Annotated in this window: 17 protein-coding genes; 8 read left to right on the plus strand and 9 right to left on the minus strand. The window is 61.1% G+C overall.

What is annotated here, in order from left to right:
- Positions 1 to 73 precede the first annotated feature (73 nt).
- The 5 genes from P9255_RS16100 to P9255_RS16120 form a co-directional block, all read right to left on the minus strand.
- A complete protein-coding gene (locus tag P9255_RS16100) occupies positions 74 to 877 on the minus strand; it encodes a transglutaminase family protein (RefSeq protein WP_309764184.1) in 804 nt (267 codons plus the stop codon).
- Positions 878 to 1,113: 236 nt separating this feature from the next.
- Positions 1,114 to 1,353: a hypothetical protein gene (locus P9255_RS16105; RefSeq protein ID WP_309790041.1), complete on the minus strand. Its 240-nt coding sequence runs from the start codon at positions 1,351 to 1,353 to the stop codon at positions 1,114 to 1,116.
- 357 nt (positions 1,354 to 1,710) lie between these two features.
- Complete coding sequence (locus P9255_RS16110) at positions 1,711 to 1,926, minus strand: hypothetical protein (protein WP_309790764.1); 216 nt, start codon at positions 1,924 to 1,926, stop codon at positions 1,711 to 1,713.
- Positions 1,927 to 3,530: 1,604 nt separating this feature from the next.
- Entirely contained in the window at positions 3,531 to 3,653 is a 123-nt protein-coding gene (locus tag P9255_RS16115) for a hypothetical protein (protein ID WP_309790043.1), read from the minus strand.
- A 770-nt stretch (positions 3,654 to 4,423) separates the two neighbouring features.
- Positions 4,424 to 4,627, minus strand: a complete 204-nt coding sequence (locus P9255_RS16120) for a cold-shock protein (RefSeq protein ID WP_309764181.1) — start codon at positions 4,625 to 4,627, stop codon at positions 4,424 to 4,426.
- A 1,614-nt stretch (positions 4,628 to 6,241) separates the two neighbouring features.
- Here P9255_RS16120 and P9255_RS16125 point away from each other — a divergent pair.
- The 3 genes from P9255_RS16125 (at position 6,242) to P9255_RS16135 (ending at position 8,240) form a co-directional block, all read left to right on the plus strand.
- Entirely contained in the window at positions 6,242 to 6,427 is a 186-nt protein-coding gene (locus P9255_RS16125; RefSeq protein ID WP_309790044.1) for a hypothetical protein, read from the plus strand.
- A gap of 504 nt (positions 6,428 to 6,931) precedes the next feature.
- Positions 6,932 to 7,240 (plus strand): DUF4148 domain-containing protein, encoded by a 309-nt coding sequence (locus tag P9255_RS16130; protein WP_309764180.1) that lies wholly within the window; start codon positions 6,932 to 6,934, stop codon positions 7,238 to 7,240.
- Positions 7,241 to 7,460: 220 nt separating this feature from the next.
- Positions 7,461 to 8,240: a DUF2242 domain-containing protein gene (locus P9255_RS16135; RefSeq protein ID WP_309790045.1), complete on the plus strand. Its 780-nt coding sequence runs from the start codon at positions 7,461 to 7,463 to the stop codon at positions 8,238 to 8,240.
- Between the two features lie 103 nt (positions 8,241 to 8,343).
- On the opposite strand, the gene P9255_RS16140 is transcribed toward P9255_RS16135, so the two are convergent.
- Positions 8,344 to 8,718 (minus strand): BON domain-containing protein, encoded by a 375-nt coding sequence (locus P9255_RS16140; protein ID WP_309790046.1) that lies wholly within the window; start codon positions 8,716 to 8,718, stop codon positions 8,344 to 8,346.
- Here P9255_RS16140 and P9255_RS16145 point away from each other — a divergent pair.
- From P9255_RS16145 to P9255_RS16165, 5 genes are all read left to right on the plus strand, one after another.
- The gene (locus P9255_RS16145) at positions 8,717 to 9,067 is read left to right on the plus strand and encodes a hypothetical protein (RefSeq protein ID WP_309790047.1); all 351 of its coding nucleotides are present in this window, start codon (positions 8,717 to 8,719) and stop codon (positions 9,065 to 9,067) included. The two genes, P9255_RS16140 and P9255_RS16145, sit on opposite strands and share 2 nt — an antisense overlap.
- 220 nt (positions 9,068 to 9,287) lie before the next feature.
- Positions 9,288 to 10,775, plus strand: a complete 1,488-nt coding sequence (locus P9255_RS16150) for a TAXI family TRAP transporter solute-binding subunit (RefSeq protein WP_309790048.1) — start codon at positions 9,288 to 9,290, stop codon at positions 10,773 to 10,775.
- Positions 10,776 to 10,963: 188 nt separating this feature from the next.
- Positions 10,964 to 11,644 carry a 2-hydroxychromene-2-carboxylate isomerase gene (locus P9255_RS16155; protein ID WP_309764175.1) on the plus strand — a complete coding sequence of 227 codons (681 nt, stop codon included), beginning with the start codon at positions 10,964 to 10,966 and terminating at the stop codon, positions 11,642 to 11,644.
- Positions 11,645 to 11,786: 142 nt separating this feature from the next.
- Entirely contained in the window at positions 11,787 to 12,755 is a 969-nt protein-coding gene (locus P9255_RS16160) for a LysR family transcriptional regulator (RefSeq protein ID WP_309764174.1), read from the plus strand.
- A 15-nt stretch (positions 12,756 to 12,770) separates the two neighbouring features.
- Positions 12,771 to 13,688 carry an AraC family transcriptional regulator gene (locus P9255_RS16165; protein WP_309790049.1) on the plus strand — a complete coding sequence of 306 codons (918 nt, stop codon included), beginning with the start codon at positions 12,771 to 12,773 and terminating at the stop codon, positions 13,686 to 13,688.
- Positions 13,689 to 13,722: 34 nt separating this feature from the next.
- Here P9255_RS16165 and P9255_RS16170 read toward each other — a convergent pair whose 3' ends face one another.
- The 3 genes from P9255_RS16170 to xdhB form a co-directional block, all read right to left on the minus strand.
- Positions 13,723 to 14,964, minus strand: a complete 1,242-nt coding sequence (locus P9255_RS16170; protein WP_309790050.1) for a hypothetical protein — start codon at positions 14,962 to 14,964, stop codon at positions 13,723 to 13,725.
- 355 nt (positions 14,965 to 15,319) lie between these two features.
- The gene (gene xdhC, locus P9255_RS16175; RefSeq protein WP_309790051.1) at positions 15,320 to 15,826 is read right to left on the minus strand and encodes a xanthine dehydrogenase accessory protein XdhC; all 507 of its coding nucleotides are present in this window, start codon (positions 15,824 to 15,826) and stop codon (positions 15,320 to 15,322) included.
- Positions 15,823 to 18,186, minus strand: a complete 2,364-nt coding sequence (gene xdhB, locus P9255_RS16180) for a xanthine dehydrogenase molybdopterin binding subunit (RefSeq protein WP_309790053.1) — start codon at positions 18,184 to 18,186, stop codon at positions 15,823 to 15,825. Before xdhB ends, xdhC begins: the two co-directional genes overlap by 4 nt.

Consider the following 18,186-nt stretch of genomic DNA (forward strand, 5'->3'; position numbering starts at 1 on the left):
ACCGCGACATTGCCGCGATGCATCTTATCCGTACATTACCGCGCCGGCTCAGTCTCCGAGGGGCGTGGCTCGGTCATTCCTGGTCGCAGTGCACCTTGAAGTGCGTTAGCACGGCGGCCCCGAATGCATTGCTGATTGCTACATCGGCGGCATCGCGCCCGTATGCCATCAAAACACGTCCAATACGCGGCGCGTTGTTTCGCGGATCGAACGTCTGCCAGCTACCGCCTACGTACGCTTCAAACCATCCCGCAAAATCCATCGGTGCCGTAACGGGCGGCAAGCCGACATCGCTGATATAGCCCGTACAATAGCGCGCCGGAATATTCATCGCCCGGCATAGGGTGACGCCTAGGTGCGCGAAATCACGGCAGACGCCTTTTCGTTCGCGGTACACGTCCCACGCAGTTTTAGTCGGCCGCGCGTGCCCGTAATCAAATTCGATGTGTTGGTGCACAAAGTCGCAGATTGCAAGAACAGTCTCGCGACCCGGCGCGCACTGGCCGAAAATCTGCCACGCGATCTCGACGAGTAGATCGGTTTCGCAATAGCGGCTGCCCAATAGAAAAGTCAGCGTATTGTCGGGCAACTGCTCGACCGGATGGGCCCACCCCTCGGTGGGCCGCGTCTCCATGGAATCTGACACATTCAGCAGCGCTGTGGTGCTCAATGCCACACGTCCGACAGGTGCCACGATTCGACTGCATAGGTTGCCGAACAAATCGCGATATTGCCTTATCGGCACCGGCGGATCGGCGACGAGGAGATCCGCCACAACGACATCTTCGGCATGCGAAAAATGCGTGTTCAGCATCAGCATCATCGGCGTGGGCTGCAGGCACTCGTACGACAGTTCGTATCCGACGCGAAGTTTCATAGATCCAGGATCCTCCGTGATTCGCTGATTGCAGGTGCCGTTGGGGCGGGTATTCAGAGAAGCATTACGGCACAAGGCAATAAGGGTGCTTCCCACTACCGGGCTCATGCTCTCGGCAAAAGACAGTTGCCTACTGTCGTTGCTGAGCGGAATCCTGGAAGGGCGCTTTCTTGCCGGTTTAGGCGCGGTCCACCAACAAATTACTGCGTGTAGTGCGTCGGGAAACAAACATGCAGTCAATCGACGGGACCGAGTAACACGTCGATTGCAGCTTGGCCGGCAATTTCGGCCACCAGATAGGCCCAACGCTCAGTGAAAGGTCCGTTGCGCAACGGGATGCGGCCTCCCCGCGCACCGAGCACTTCTAGGTTCGTGGTGCCTCTTATCTGAACGGTCACGTCAAAGGTGTTTTCGTCAGCAGCCGAAGTCAGTTCGATCTGAATTTCGAAGCCGCGGTATGCGATCGTTCGGTGCATGAAAGCCTCCCTTTCGTCTTCGGACACTAACATGAGTCAGCATCAGATGGTCTACGCAACCTTTGGGATAGTAGTCATGCATGCGCCACCACGCGTACTCAAGTATCTACATACAGGAACCTTCAGGACCGCAACTACCGATTCCATGAATGCTTCTTGACCACTTCGACGAATCTCGCGCGCGGGCAACTTCTTCATCGGCTGTTGGGGTGGTCACAACGATAACCGGAAAGTCTGTACCGGTGCGTTAGCGCATTTGTTGAACGACCTCGAAGCCGTCGAGGAATGGCCGGCAACCAGCGCAGACCGACGGCACGGCGCAGTGTGCCGCCGTAAGGGGCGCGCGGGCCGCTCGCATCAACCGAAGCGTGTCGCAAGCCACTCTTGCGCCCACTTGGTCGCAAATTCGACGGCATCTGCGCGAAGGTCGAAGCCCCCGAGGTCACCGCTAATAAACACGTCGGTCAGGCTGCCATCCGCGGCGTTACCGCTGATGCGTGGGTGCGCCATGTACTCTCCGTCTGCCCTTCGAGGCGTCGGGTCAATGCGAAAGCTCGTCGGACTCGTTTGCATGATCTTCAACTGTTCTATCGACCTGTTTGAAAGGCTGGGGCGCTTGGGTCGTTGCATCCTGCTGGGTCGCTCCTTCTCCGCACGCGATGGTTTGTTTGCGCGCCGAAAAACGCGCGGCTCGTTGGGCAAGTGTCGATCACTTGCTCTGCATACGCCGTGCAGGCGCGCCGTGCATCGCCCGCGCTCTGGTACCCGCTTTGGGCGGGGAGCCTGAACACGCAACTGCGCGACTGACCGTCTTCCGCTTCCGGCTCTTTAATACGCACGGCGGCATCGAATCCGTCCTCATAGTTGTGACCGTGACCGGACAAGGTCGGTTGGCGTGGAAAGACGAGCGGATAGATTTCCAGCCCACGATATAAGCGGAAATTGACTGTCATGAGTGAGCCCTCGAGCCGTTCAGGCGCCAAAGTAGACTGTGTGCAAAGCAGCTTCGGTAGTACTGAGAGATTGATCGGGTTGCACGGCCTCCGATGCACGACGGACTTCGGTAGTATCGTCGAAGGACTGCTGGAACCCAAAGCGGCATTCGGTCCAGCCTGCACGTCCCATCCTACCCGCTTCCCAGACTTTGTATAGCTAACTTTGAGCGCACAACTTGGGCTGATGTTGAAAGGAAGCGCGCTATACCAGTAAGCCGCCTTTGATTTGAAACGTCACGTCATACATGTTTTCGGCTGACACCGCCAGGCTGACGTGGCGAAGCCGCGGAATGGAATGATCCGGTACATAGGCGCTCCATTGGGATAGACAGGCGCCTCTTCGGACTTACGAAGAATGCTTAAGTAAGCCCGTTAATTCAGCTGCCACCGGATCAAACCATAGCCAGGCGCCCGACGTACTCTGCAGATTACCTGCTTACCAGTTGGGCACGTCACCGAATCGGTTGCGCCCGGGAAGGATACGATCTACGTGACTCCGCTTGGCAAAAGGCTATCGCTAATCGACTGCCACGCTCGTCTGACGGATCCCGAACCCGCCCCGCTATCCGCCGACCTCGATCGACCGTTCCTTATGAGCTTCCGAGACAGTGAATGTTCCGCTACGGTTTCTGCGCGTTCACGGAACTCACCCTGTCTGAACGCAAACTCAGGATGCAACGGACGTGCGCCCCGTCGAGATGGCATGCCGCAGCCCGAGCAGCCTGCATTGTCGTGAAACGGTGCCGCCAGCTGACGTCGGCAACTGCCGAACAACTACGGAGACTACCTCTGGGAATAGCCCTCTCGCCACAACGTGGCACCGACGGCCACCAGAACTTGGGCGTCTCCTTCCTCTAGACGATCCCACGCCGACGCCAGCCACTGCGCGAGTCCGTTGCACGCGTCATTCAACGTGACGTAGTCTCTTCCCTCAACGTTGAACTGCTCAAAGGTAGCGAGTACGTTTTCTTCTGTCGCCATGTCAATCCTCAGGGTATGTCCCCACTCGACGAGCATAGCCGCGAGTTGCTTGAAATATACTGGACTATCCGCGCGCACTTCGCGCGCGCCTCCGTACAGGCTTTACTGCACGGGCCTATCACGGATGCAGTCCAGTGTGGTGTGGTGACTGCCACCGGGCGCGAGCTCGAGCGATGCATATGATGTCGATAGCGCCGGCCTTCAACTGTCGTCGGTCGCACGCGCCGGCGAAACGTAGATCGATTTCGAAAAAAGCGTCTCACCGCCCATCGATCGATCGAGTACACCGATCGCTCGGTTCAGCAGGCCGATCTCGGCGCCCATGCTACGCGCTTCACGCATATAGAAGTTCACAGCATCGAGTCCGTCAATGGTGCAGGCGTCGCCTAGCGGTTGCCCCGGCCACCGAGCGAGAAGTACTGGATCCACCTCGGGCCCGTAGCTGTCCCTACGCGATAAAGTGCACCCGGTGCCAATGTGGACCACTTCGCTCCGAGCACGATCTGCGTGGAACTGCGGAAGTGTCGAAAGAAACTCTAGTAAAGGATACATTTGCCCTCCGGGGCCTGTGCCTGCGATAGGTTGGTGGGATCATTCAGCGCGTTGCAACGGTGGGGACACCGATCATGCAGTCGCTAGGAGTACAGACGTTGTCGACCCAACGCTATCGCCCGCTTTGCAGGAGTCGCTCTGCTTTAATCCTTGAAGGCCGAAAGGGCAATCGTTGATGAGGTCGCAGACTGCGGCAGACCCGCTCATAGCCACGCTCCCTTGATCGCTAGCGATGACATGTGGGCTGGCGCTGGCTCTGTTCAGCCGCCGAAACGGTCGCGTATATCGACTTATAGCAGACCGCCGTAGTACTGCGCGTTACCTTGCCGGCAAACAGCTATGACCCGACGATCCCATCACCGGTAGTTGACCCCCGATTCCCGGGAAAGAGATGACTGGCAGGACGAGCTGACTATATGGTCTGACGCATCGGACCGAGAGGTTCCGTTAAAGCGCGCCGAAGCGATCGCGGCAAGTCGCGCCGCGCCGGTGTTGACTGTACCGACAGAAAAAGGGCCGGTAGACCGGCCCTTGAAACTGCGTTACCGCGGCGAGATATTCGCGGCTTGCATGCCTTTCGGGCCGCGCTTTGTCTCGTAGCTTACTTTCTGATTTTCCGCGAGCGTCTTGAAGCCGTCGCCTTTAACTTCCGAGAAGTGAGCAAAAAGATCGTCCCCACCAGCATCAGGGGTGATGAAACCGAAGCCCTTGCTATCGTTGAACCACTTAACTGTACCGGTATCCATTAGAATTCCTTGAAAAAATGAGAGCTCGCGTGCGGAGCGACAAAAACTTCAAGGAAGAAGAGAGGACAACGAGTACCGCGCCGAGGACGCGGATAATGGTGATCAGCAATCGAGCTTCTTGAATATTTCATTTTTCACAATATAGGGCTGGCGTGGCCTTGTCAATGCTTTTCTGGTCGATTCTCAGTGGAACTGTGGCGGTAATTGCGCCCTCATGACGAAGCGATTATCAATCGCCTCTTGACATGCGGAAGCCGGCCGTGAGCCGTTGCAGCCCCAAGCCGTAACGCCGACGCACGTGCCGTTGCGGCAATCGTCCCGCCGAAAAGCATGATGGTTGTAGCTCGGACGGTTGACCAGTTGACCACTCAGCTCGTTAAGCCGTTTAGGCGTCTCCTAGAGGTCTTCGTACGAATCTCTAGGTTCGCGTTCCCGTGTTTCCCGCGGAATGCTGTCGTTGTTGTTCTCGTTAGCGAGATACAAGATGAGCCATGCACCAAGGACCAACATAATGACCGTCATCGCTATCATTGATGCACCTTTCAGTAGTTGCCGTGCCGGCGTCACACTTCCCACGCTGAGAGCCATGGGACCAGCAGGCCTCTTAGCAACGCCAAGTCAAACATGATGCGAGGCACCTACCAAAGCCCTGCGCAGCTTTCGTCTCGCTTGTTTCGGTGGCATTCCGCAAAGCCAAGCAGATGAGCTGGCATTGGGACGATGAGCGCTAGGACTGCGACTGCGACACGCAATTCAGGTCGGTCGTGGTCATCGCCTAGGCACTCGGCGGTAGCGTACTTATTTCATTGCCCGTACGACAACCTTTGACACCGGCGACGGATCGTAGCGTCCGCACCGTTTCGCGCGCTTTTTCCTTCGAGCGATGCGCGCCCATTTCTTCGATCAAGTGCGTAAAGCCTCGAAGCCCACGGTGCACGGCACCTTCTTCATTTGCGTTCATCAGACTTCCTTGAGCATGCGCAAGCTCATTATGCGCCCCCGGTACAAGGGGCGCGTGATTATTGCTGCAATGTCCGAGACGGCGCCTGTCACGGCGGGTCAGAAGGCGCCTCGCGCATCGTCAACCTGACGTCGTGCCGGTCGAGACATGAATGACACGAGACACGAATGCAACACCGCACGCGCAGGAACATTTCGCCGTTCGCGAGACAACGTCCTGGAAAGGTGTGCTCGCTAAATCAGTGCCCGACATGTTCCGTCTCGAATTGCGGAGCCCAGGCGCGAGTATGAATGCAGCCGTTCTGACGGGCCCGGCCCTAGGCAAGCTCACCAATGAAGCGGAGTCACCGCACGAACCTTAACGGTGCACTATTGACCAACCAGTTTCAAACCGTTGCGCCGTAAAACTGCAGGAGCCCAGTCGAACCCAATGGGCACTGTGTCCCCAATTGACGGTGAAGCACGCCATCGCACGACGGATCGATACGCTGGCTTTATTAAGTTTTGGATCGATCCTTGCGTTTTACCGTCGGGGCGCAAGTAGGATCACCGTCACCGCGGAATCGATCGTGCCAGGTTTGAGCACGCTTTATGTCGCTCCGCAGAGGATCTTATGCTTGCCGTCTTGATCGCACTTGCCCGAGGGCCATATGGATGAAGATGGAAGCTATATGGCGGATGGCAAAAGAGACGCTGGAGCGCTGGCGTGACAGCATGAACGAACCGATCACGATCGGTGTTGGCGTGTCGGCGCGGACTAAACCGATTCGCTCTTCGGAGAGGGCTTCTCGAACCGCGCTGATCTGCCGTCCTGCATTCCCGCGTCGCCTCTATCGTTGAGTGCTGTGATTTGGCAGGTCCGAGAGAGAACCAGTCATTCGAACGGCGTCGGTGAGGCGAGACTGACCGACCGCAATTGGCCGGGACCTGTCCGACACCCTGCGCCGGCGGGTCGGCCTTTGCGGACGTTCGTGCGTCTGGGGTTCTCAGGCAGCTGTCATCCGCATTTCGGCCGTTTGCACGTTACTTTGCTTTAGACAGCGGGTCCGCTTGCCCGCATGGACCGGCATCTGTCTTATGGCCATCAGGATCAACGCGCGTCTCGTGACGAACGGCGAGCGAAGGGCCTCGCCGGAAGTTCGTGAGCGGGAATCCATGAGATGAAAATCAATCGACAGCCGCGACCCGATTGATCAAATTAATGCAGTTTCGACAAAACTGATTTGGCCGCATCAGGGTTTCTACTCAGAGACGACACGCCTACACTGCCTCTCAACGACGAAGCAGCGGGCAAACACCTTCCCGCCAGCAACGTTCCCTGAATCAAATCGCGGAGAGTTCATCATGTTCAAGTCGATCGTTCCTGCCATCGTTATTGCGTCTGCTTTGGCGGTTCCTGCTCTTGCTCAAGCGCAGAATAACGGCGCCCTCACTCGCGCCGAAGTTAGAGCGCAACTCGTCCAACTGGAGCGCGCCGGCTACAACCCGGCGAGCGACCACGCTACCTACCCCGTCAACATTCAAGCCGCGCAGGCTCGCGTCAACGCGCAGCAAGGCGTCGCGGAGTCGTCGTTCGGCGGTGCAACGGATGGCGCGTTCGCATCGGGACGCGCGGTGAGCGCTGTCGACGCAGTCGGCTACGATCGCCCGTAAGTGGACAGGCGGTTTGCCGCCAGCGAAGCCCGGCTCATAGCCGGGCTTTTTCGCTTTCCGGAACTTCCCGAAAGCCCCGCCCGTGCAGGCTTTGCGCGGGTCCGCTAACTGTAAGCCACGGATTTCACAACGATTTCGGATTTTGCTTTTTCATCGGCCAGTCCGACGGCACTACAATTTGTGTCTGCCGTTGTCACACATTTCGTTTTCGCCGCCGCCCATGCCTATCTCGTCGTTGCGCCTCGCCTTCGTTTCCCTCGGTCTTCTCGCCCTCGCCGCCTGCGGCGGTCGTGCCGCCACCACCCCCAGCTATCAGCAGGAGCTGTTCAGTTCCGGCGCGAGTCCCTACGCGCATAACTTCGACGCCACCGTGAAGGAAACTTGCGAAGCGGCCCGCCGCGCGCTGCTGTCGCAAGGCTTCCTCACGACGATGGCTCAGCCCGATACCGTCGACGCCACCAAGAATTTCCAGCCGAACGCCGAGACGCACGTCGTCGTCTCGTTTCACGTCGTCTGCACGCCGGGCGAGAACACAGCCAATCAGAGCATCGCCTATGTGAACGCCGTGCAGGACGGCTATGCGCTCAAGAAGAGCGATACGTCCGCGAGCGTCGGCCTGAGCGTGCTCGGCTCGCTTTCGTTGCCGATCCGCTCGAATAGCGACGCAATGGTCAAGATTTCGAGCGAAACCGTGCCGGCGGGCAAGTTCTACGACCGCTTCTTCAATCTGATGGGCCACTATCTGAGGACGGTGCCGCGCAGTTCGCCCGTCGCAGCCGACGAAGTCGAGAGCAAGCCGCTCGCGCCGTCGTTGATACTGACTTCGCCGGAACTCACGCCGACGCCGATCGTCGTGCAGGCGCCCGCCGCAGCCGCCACGGCGATTCAGGCGTCCGATGCCGCCGCCGAGACGAAACGTCAGGCGCAGGCAGCGGCGACGGCAACCGCCAATCCCGTCGCGGCGTCGGCGGCCGATGCGGCATCGGCGGTGGCGCACTGAGCGTCGGCATCGATCGAATACAAGGCACGAACGACAACGGGCTCCGGCGACAAACCGGAGCCCGTTGCACTTCTCCCGGCGGCTGCCCGCCGGAATGCGACGCTTATTTCCCGCCGTTCTGCGGGCTCAGCGTGAGTTTGTTCGACACGGACTTCACGCCCGAGACGCCCTTCGTCACTTCTTCCGCCTGCGCGATCTGCGCGCCTTCCGGCACCGTGCCCGTCAGCGTGACGGCACCGCTGCGCGCACGCACGAACACGTTCGACACGTCGAAACCTTGCGCTTTCGACAGCGCGCGGCGCACGGCATAGCCGAGCGAGCGATCGGTCTTCTTGGTCGCGGATTTCTGCGCCTTGGTCGGCGCGCTGGCTTCGGTGCTCATGGTGGCCGCCGCATCGCTCGACTGGGCGTAGGCGCTCGACGCCACCGCCACGCAGACCACGACGCCCAGAGCCTTCAACAGATCGACAACTTTCATGGTTTCTCCTTTTGTTTCGCTTGTTGACTTCGCACTATGCTACTTCGCTCGTTTGCACATCAAACCGGATCGCATCGCCCGGCAAGGGGCGACGGCATCGGGCGATCGTGGCCGCGCGAATCGTCGACGCGAACGCGCTGACGATTGCACGGCGAAGAGGCCGCGATGCTGTGATGCGGTGCTGCGAGAGGCTGGCGAAGAAACGAAAACCCGGCCGATCGATTCGGGCTCGATGGCCCTCGGCTCGTCTATGGATGTCCTGCCGCACGGCGCACGCTCGATGCGCGGTCTGCGCCAGTCGGTGCGGCGCATGCCCGGAATGCCCAACTATCGGGTTTCGGACAGATAATTCTTATCGTACGGCGGCGAACGTCAATTTAGCCCAGCGCGGCCATTAGCGCAAAGCATTTAACGACGCGTCGCGCGGTTCTATCGGGCGCACGCAACGAGGGTGGACAAAGCGCCGGGCGCGTCCATACGCATGTCACATTCGGATGACCGAATGCGTGAGACTCCCGCGCCGCACGTTCGGGTAAGCTCTCGGCACGAAATTGACTCGAAGCATCGATATGACTCAGCCCGACGCGGACAAGGAACCCGCAGCCTCCGACACCGCTACCAGCCCGCGACGCCGGCCGCCACCGAAGATCGTCGCGCGCTTCGTCGCGATTTCCTGGCGCGATCTGGCGATGACCTTCGGCCCGATCGTGCTCGTGGCCATCGTCGCGCTGTATTTCGCCGTGCGCCTGATCCAGCCCGCGCCGCCAAGCACGCTAACCATCGCCGCCGGTCCCAAGGGCAGTTCGTTCTGGAACAGCGCGCAAAAGTACAAGGCGATCCTCGCGCGCAATCGCGTGACGCTCGACGTGCTCGAAACGCAAGGCTCGTTCGACAACCTCACGCGGCTCTCCGATCCGGATTCGGGCGTCGATGTCGGCTTCGTGCAGGGCGGCATGACGAGGCCGGGCGCGACGCATGACGATCTCGAATCGCTCGGCAGCGTGTCCTATGTGCCGCTCGCGGTGTTTTATCGCGGCGCGCCGGTGTCGCGATTGTCCCAGCTGAAGGGCAAGCGCCTCGCGATCGGCGCGGAAGGCAGCGGCACGCGCCTGCTTGCGCTGACGCTGCTGAAGGCGAACGGCATCGAGCCCGCGGGCGATACCCCGCTGCTGCCGCTCGCCGGCGATACGGCCGCTCGTGCGCTCGAAGACGGTCAGATCGACGCCGTCTTCCTCACCGGCGATTCCGCGCAGCCGCCGACGATGGCGAAGCTCCTGCGCACGCCCGGCATCCGCTTCATGGATTTCGCCCAGGCCGACGCCTACGCGCGCCGCTTCCCGTATCTGACGGAAATCGAGCTGCCGATGGGCGCGTTCGATCTCGCGTCGAACCTGCCGCCGCATCCCGTCCACATGGTCGCGCCGACCGCCGAACTCGTCGCGCGCGACAGCCTGCATCCGGCGCTGTCGGACCTGCTGATCGAGGCCGCGCGCGAAGTCCACAGCCGCGCCGGCCTTTTGCAGCGGGCGAACGAGTTTCCCGCGCCGCTGGTCCACGAATTCCGCATCAGCGACAACGCCGAGCGGTATTACAAGTCGGGCAAGAGTTTTCTGTACCGCACGTTGCCCTTCTGGGTGGCGAGCCTCGCGGATCGCGTGCTGGTCGTGCTGGTGCCGCTGATCGTCGTGCTGATTCCGGCTCTGCGCCTCGTGCCCGGCCTGTACCGGTGGCGCGTCAAATCGCGCATCTATCGCTGGTATGGCGCGTTGATTGCAATCGAACGGGAAGCGATCAGCGGCCCCGACACGGCGCAGCGCGACGCTCTGCTCGACCGCATCGACGCGATCGAATCGGCGGTCAACCGCATGAAGATGCCGCTCGCGTTCGCCGATCAGTTCTATGTGCTGCGCGAACACATCGGCTTCGTGCGGCAGCGGCTCGCGCAAGCGGCCGTCGCTCCCATCGCCGCGAACGGTGCGGACGCGGATCGGCCGCGCGAGCGCTTCGCGGCATCGGGGACTGCGTCGCGTGCAGACACGGAGCAAGGCAGCACGTAATATCGAATCATTCGGTCGTGGAAGGTGGATGCGGCCGGAAGGACACGCGGCGCTTTTTTGGCCACGAAGAATGCAGGACACGACGCCCGCGCCTGACGACAACTGACCATGCTGGCGATACGCGCGCGATGCAATCAGCGATGAGCACGAGGCCAGCGCCAGGCGCGCCAAAAGCAAGGAGAAACGACATGAGTGCCCCGCATTCGGCCGCTGACGGCCGGCCGTATTTTTTCTTCGATTTCATCTCGCCGTTCTCGTACCTGCTCCTCGAGCAACACGAGAAGTGGCCCGACATTCCGTTCGAGCTCGTCCCCGTGCAGTTGCTCAAGCTGCTCGACCGCTGGAAGCAGCCGCACGCCGCAACGATTCCGTCCAAGCGCGTCTTCACGTACCGGCACGCGCTTTTCCGCGCCGAACAGCTCGGCATTCCGTTCCGGATGCCGCCGGCGCATCCGTTCGATCCGGTGAAGGCCTTGCGGCTCGCGGTGCTCGCGAACGGCGATATCGCCGTCGTGCGCGACATCTTCCGCTTCATCTGGCGCGAAGGACGCGATCCGTCGACGCCGGAAGGCTTTCGCGCGCTGTGCGAGCACGTCGGCATGCCGGAGGCGGAATCGCGCATCGACGATGAAGACCTCAAGGCGAAACTGCGCGACAACAACGACCGCGCCGTGGAGATGGGCGTGTTCGGCGTGCCGACGTTCATCGTCAACGACCAGATCTTCTGGGGCGAAGACACGCTGCCGATGGTGCTGTACGTCGCGCGCTCCCCGAACTGGCTCGACGCCGCGGAAGTGAAGCGCATCAGCAATCTGCCGATGGCGCCGAAGGAAGCGGACTTCGGCAACGCGGCGGAAATGGGCGCATAGCGCGGCAGTACGCAGTGAGCCGATGCCGCGCATAGGGCGTGCGCTATGGCGTCAAAAATCGGAACGCGGTTAACTTCGGTTGCGGCGTGGCGCACGTGATGACGACGCGCGCGCCGCGTCATCCGCTCTCTTGCCCCAGGCCATGAACGATCCCGCCGATTCCCTCGACATCTGGCTCATCCGCGTGTTGCGCACGCTGCTTCTGGAGCGCAGCGTCACGCAGACCGCGCAGCGGCTCAATCAGACGCAGCCGGCGATCAGCACCGCGCTGCGCCGCCTGCGCGAGATTCTCGGCGATCCGATCCTGGTGCGCGGCAAGCAGGGCATGGTGCCGACCGAATATGGCGAGACGCTGCTCGCGCCGGCGCAGCGTGCGTTGCGCGAAGTCGAATTCGTCGCGACGCCGCACGGCGATTTCGATGCCGCCAGTTCCCGCCGCACCTTTCGCATCGCCGCGCCGGACTACCTGAACGATTTCTTCATGCCGACGCTCGTCGCCGCTTTCCGCGATGCCGCGCCGAATGCGCGGCTTGAGATTGAATCGCTGAATCCAATGCGCGATCACGAACGCGCGCTCGACGAAGGCGAGATCGATCTGATGGTCGCGAACTGGACGAAGCCCGAACCGCGCTTCGAACGCCACGATCTTTTCACCGATGTCTTCGTGTGCCTGATGCGCGCGAATCATCCGCTCGCGCGCGAGCCGCTGACCGCCGAACGCTACGCGCTCGCCGCCCATCTCGCGCCGACGCCGTATAGCGGCGCGAAGCGTCATCCGATCGATATCGGTCTCGCGCGGGCGGGCATCCGGCGCCGTATCGTCACGACGATTCCGTACTTCGGGCTGGTGCCGCAGGTGCTGTTGCAGTCGGACCTGATCTTCACTGCGCCGCGCCGCTTCGCGCAGCATTACGCGGCGATGCTCCCGCTCGCCGTGCTCGATTCGCCGGTGCCGTTTCCGCGCATCAAGTGTTATCAGCTTTCACAGCCGCAGCCGGATGAATCGACCGATATCGCGTGGCTGCGCACGCTGATGTCGCGCGTGTCGGATTCGCTGACGAACCGGAAGGCCGTCGTCGGTGAGGAGTTCGCAATCGCGGTTTCCAAATGACATCGCTGTCACGATATGGACGCTCTCGACCGTTTGATCCAACTGGCGCATCTTTCAGGCGCGCTCGATTTGCGCTGTCTGCTGAGCGGCCCGCTCGAAGTCGATCATGCGCCCGCGCCCGCTGGCGAAGCGGTGTATCACGTCGTGTTGAGCGGCGCGTGCCGCGTGTTGCGCGAGGGTCACGCGCCGATTGTGCTGAAGGCAGGCGATATTCTGTTCCTGCCTCGCGGCGATGCACACGTGCTCTCCATCGATGGCGACGCTGATTCCCGGCTCGACGCGATGCAGGCGCGCGACAACGGCGCAGTCATCGTGCGGAGCAATTGCGGCGAACAGGCGCCCGCGCTCGATCTGCTGTGTGGACGCTTTCTGTATGCGCCGCGCGCGCTGCTGATCGATGTGTTGCCGGATGTCGTGCACGTGTCGTTCACGAGCGCGTCGGCGCCGTATCTTGCGCCGCTCGTCGGCGGCATGCGACGCGAAGCGGAGGAAGCGCAGCTCGGCGCGCCGTCGATCGTGGCGGCGCTTTCCACGGCGCTATTCACGATGCTGCTGCGTGCATGGCTCGCCGGGCAGCCGACGCTCGCGGGCGTGCTCGGGCTGCTTGCGAACCGGCGATTGGGCGCATCGGTGATCGCGATGCTCGAGCGCCCCGCCGAGCCGTGGACCGTCGAGATGCTGGCGAAGGAAGCGGCGATGTCGCGCGCGACGTTCATGCGCGCGTTTTCGGCGCACTCGGAGACGCCGCCGCTCGCGCTGTTGAGTCATGTGCGGATGCAACTCGCAAGCTCGATGCTCGCGCGCACGACGAAGAGCATCGCGGATGTCGCGGCTGACGTGGGGTATCAGTCGGAGGCGGCTTTCTCCAAGCGGTTCAAGGAGGTTTATGGGGTGGCGCCGGGGAGGTATCGGGTGGGGGGTGCGGTGGGGTGAGCGGCAGGGTTCGCGCCGCTCACAGTCTGACCATCTACAAGCCGTTGGAAGTTGCCCACTCCGCCAGCGGCGTGAGTTCGATGGGCGTGTCAGGCCATAGAAATCTGCGTGTCACGCTTTTGCCTGCGGGTTGATCCCATGCAGCTTTATAGATCACGATACCTCGTCCTGTAGCTGCGTTGATTGCAAAGGCTGCCAAGTCGGAACCGCAAAAGTGAGCTTTGCAGCCCTCAGCGAAGTAGTAGCCATTCCTGAACTGAATGCCACCTGCATCGGTGACGGCCAAACGATCAGCGATTGTCTTCCATTCATTAGCCGGAACGTGGTTGAACGCAGACCGGAAACGCTTGTCTTTCACAACGCCCCAAGGCATTTTTCCAACGAGCCACGAAAAGTTGGAGACTGAACGTTCCAAGGCTCTTTCATCAGCGGTGCCGTGCCGTTGCAGATCGTCGTGCGCGGCGCTCGTTAAGTTAGTCGCTTGATCGCCTGGTGGTTTGTTGAAGACGCCATACGACGCAGCAGCCAATGCGACGACTGCAATGATGGCGCTCAGAATGACGGCCTTCGCTCTAGTCATGTCCTGTGTATTAGACAGAGTCGAGCGTGGCGAGATCTCCTGCGTGACTAGTGAATCGAAGGCCTGTTCCGCGGCACTTATCCGACCGATGACTTCTCGCTTCGTCGTTTCAAATTGTCTGGGCCGGCGAAAACCGAGCCATGAAGCTATTGCGATAAGAACAAGTCCAAACGGATAGCTTCGCGCGACTAGGAATGCGCATCCAAGTAATGCAAGGCAAAAGGCCCCGATGAAGGATGGCGGCGTCGGCCAGGCTTTGATGTTCCTCTGCAGGGACACTGCACCCGATTTGAGTTCTCCGCGTTGACCTTTTGCTTCGGCGAAGCGCGACTCGATCTCATAGAGTGCCGCCATCGCTTTTTCTTTTTCGCCAAGAGATATCGATCCAAGGTCTTGCGCGAGGCCAATAGCCTTTCCCACAGAATCGAACTGCAGTGAGAGTTCCTGAAGAAGAGTTCGGCATTCCTCGAGAACCAGCGCTTTGCCAAGCTCTTGTCTACGTACATAGACGCCGTGCGACAAAAGGTAATCGTGTAGTGCAGCGATGACGCGCCTCTTGACAAGGTCAGCGAACTCTCGCGCCGCTTGCTCGCGTTTAGACGTTGAGTCCCAAGAACTGTCGGAACCGCTCGCATTGATGATCCACAGAGCCGAAGCTATGGGTTTATCGAGTTCTCGCAAATCGTGTCTGCCCATCACTTGCCTCCGAATTCCGAGATCCTGACGGCGAAGTGCGTTGGCGTCTTGCCGACTATCGCCTTGCTCTCTAAGAGCGAGACAACCGTTCGTCGATGAACCCTACGCTTACCTAGAGATGACGTTGCTGCTTCAGACTCGTGACTCATTTTCGATCCTCATGTATGCGCGAATGCGCTTACTCGCCCGATGCATTTGGCGCTCTTGAAACAAAGCGCACACTGCACATCGGGCGACATGATAAGGATCGAAATGACCGGACTACAGGCGATATCTCTTAAATCAGCTTGAAGTGGTAGAGACGCCTGATGGCTTCGTGCGAAGCCAGGTTGACTGCCTCATGGTCCGATCAAGGTCAGACAGCATTGGCCATTGCGGCCTGCGTACGCGAATCGCAACTCGCGTTTAGTTCCCGCACCCTCAACACCTCCGCCGCCACCGCCAGCGCGATCGCAGGCGGCGCTTTGTCGGCGATTCCTTCGACGCCGATCGGGCACGTCATCTCCTGCAACCGCTCCGGCGCCAACCCTCTCTCGACGAGCCTCCGCTCGAACTTGACCCGCTTCGTCTTCGAACCGATAAGCCCCAAGTAAGCGAAGTCGCGCCGCCGCATGATCCGCTGCGTCAGCGCGAAGTCGAGCGAATGATCGTGCGTCATCACGATGAAATACGCCCCTGCCGGCGCTGCATCGACGATCGCTTCAGGCGCATCCGTCGCTTCGATCTGCACGTTGGCGGGCACTTCATCGGGGAACAGTTCGTCGCGCGCATCGACCCATTGCACGACGCACGGCAGCATGCCGAGCACGTCGGCAAGCGCGTGACCCACGTGGCCCGCTCCGAAGAGAACGACATGCATCATGACCGCGCGCTCCTCACCGCATTCACCGCGCGCAGAATCTCCTCGGCCGTGGCCGGGGCGTTCAACGGCGGGTTCACCTTGTGATCGCCGACAGCCGACACCGCATCGCGAATCGCGAAGAACACCGAGAACGGCAGCAAGAGCGGCGGCTCGCCGACCGCCTTCGAGCGATGAATGCTGTCCTCCGCGTTCCGGTTCCTGAAAAGCGACACGCGGAAATCCGCGGGCATGTCGTTGACGGTCGGAATCTTGTACGTGGACGGCGCGTGCGTCATCAGCTTGCCGTTATCGTTCCACCAGAGTTCCTCGGTCGTGAGCCAGCCCATGCCCTGCACGAACGCGCCTTCCACTTGCCCGATGTCCAGCGCCGGATTCAGCGATGCCCCGACGTCATGCAACGCATCCGCGCGCAGCACGCGCATCTCGCCAGTGAGCGTATCGATCACCACTTCCGACACCGCCGCGCCATACGAGTAATAGAAGAACGGACGGCCCTGCATCGTCGCCTGATCCCAGTGGAGCTTCGGCGTCGCGTAGAAGCCATCGGACCACAACTGCACGCGCGCGAGATACGCCTTCGCGACGACTTCGCCGAACGGAATCGCGTCATCGCCGACGATCACGCGGTCGTTCGCGAACCGCACGTCCGCCGCCGATACCGTACCCGCACCGAACTTCTCCGCCGCAAACGACGCAAGCCGCTCGCGCAACTGACGCGCCGCATCCTGCGCGGCCTTGCCGTTGAGATCCGTTCCCGTCGATGCCGCCGTGGCCGATGTATTCGCCACCTTGCTCGTATCCGTCGCGGTCACGCGCACGCGGCCGAAGTCGATCCCAAGCTCGTGCGCCACCACTTGCGCAACCTTCGTGTTGAGGCCCTGCCCCATCTCCGTGCCGCCGTGATTCACGAGAATGGAGCCGTCCGTATAGATATGCACCAGCGCGCCAGCCTGATTGAAGTGCGTCACATTGAACGCGATGCCGAACTTCACCGGTGTGAGCGCGAGACCCTTCTTGAGTACTTCGTTGTTCGAATTGAATTCGCGCACCGCTTCACGCCGGCGTCGATACTCGCTCGTCGCCGCGAGCTCGCCAATCAACTCGTGCAGCACGTTGTCCTCGACCGTCTGCCCATACGGCGTGCGGTTGTTCTCCGTCTTGCCGTAGAGATTCGCGAGGCGCACATCGAGCGAGTCGCGGCCGACCGAACGCGCAATATTGTCGATGATGTACTCGATCCCGAACGCGCCCTGCGGCCCGCCGAAGCCGCGAAACGCGGTGTTCGACTGCGTGTTCGTCTTGCCGCAATAGCCTTCGATCGCCACGTGCGGCAGCCAGTACGCGTTGTCGAAGTGGCAGACGGCGCGCGTCATCACCGGCCCGGACAAATCGGCGGAAAAGCCGCAGCGCGATGTCATGTCGACGGCGACGCCTTCGATCACGCCGTCATCGTCATACCCGACTTCGAAGTCGTACACGAAGTCGTGGCGCTTGCCGGTGATCATCATGTCGTCGTCGCGGTCGGGGCGCAGCTTGACCGGACACAGCAGCTTCCACGCCGCCAGCGACGCGCAGCACGCGAACAGGCCCGATTGCGATTCCTTGCCGCCGAAGCCGCCGCCCATGCGCCGGCACTCGACGAGCACGTGATGCGACTGCACGCCGAGCACATGCGCGACGAGATGCTGCATCTCCGTCGGATGCTGCGTCGAACAGTAGACATGCATGCCGTCGTCGTCCTTCGGCACGGCGTAGGCAATCTGTCCTTCGAGGTAGAACTGCTCCTGGCCGCCGAGCTTCATCGCGCCGCGTTCTTGATGCGCGGCCCTGGACATGTGACTCGCCGCGTCGCCGCGCGAGAGCTTCAGCCGATTGAGCACATACGACTGCGCGCGCCGCGCATCTTCAGCGGTCAGCACCGCGGGCAAGTCTTCGAACGCGATCTCCGCGCGGCGCGCCGCGAGCCGCGCCGTATCGTGCGACGTCGCGACGACGATGAACATCGGCTGGCCGACGTATTGCACGACGCCCGGCGCGAGAATCGGATCATCATGGATGATCGGACCGCAATCGTTGACGCCCGGAATATCGTCGGCGGTGAAGACGGCGACGACGCCCGGGGTCGCGCGCACCGCGTCGAAGTTCATCGAGACGATCTTCGCGTGCGCCTTCGGACTGAGACCCAGCGCGGCGTGCAGCGTGCCCGCGACAAGCGGGATATCGTCGGTGTAACTCGCGCGTCCGCTTACATGCAGATGAGCCGATTCATGCGGACGCGATACATGCACCTGCTTGAAATCGTCGGCGGCGTCGGCTGCGGATTGCGCTTCGGCGAGAAAGGCTTCGGCTTGCTGATTCAT

Origin of the sequence: Caballeronia sp. LZ019 (assembly GCF_031450825.1) — a bacterium.
Taxonomy (GTDB): Bacteria; Pseudomonadota; Gammaproteobacteria; order Burkholderiales; family Burkholderiaceae; genus Caballeronia.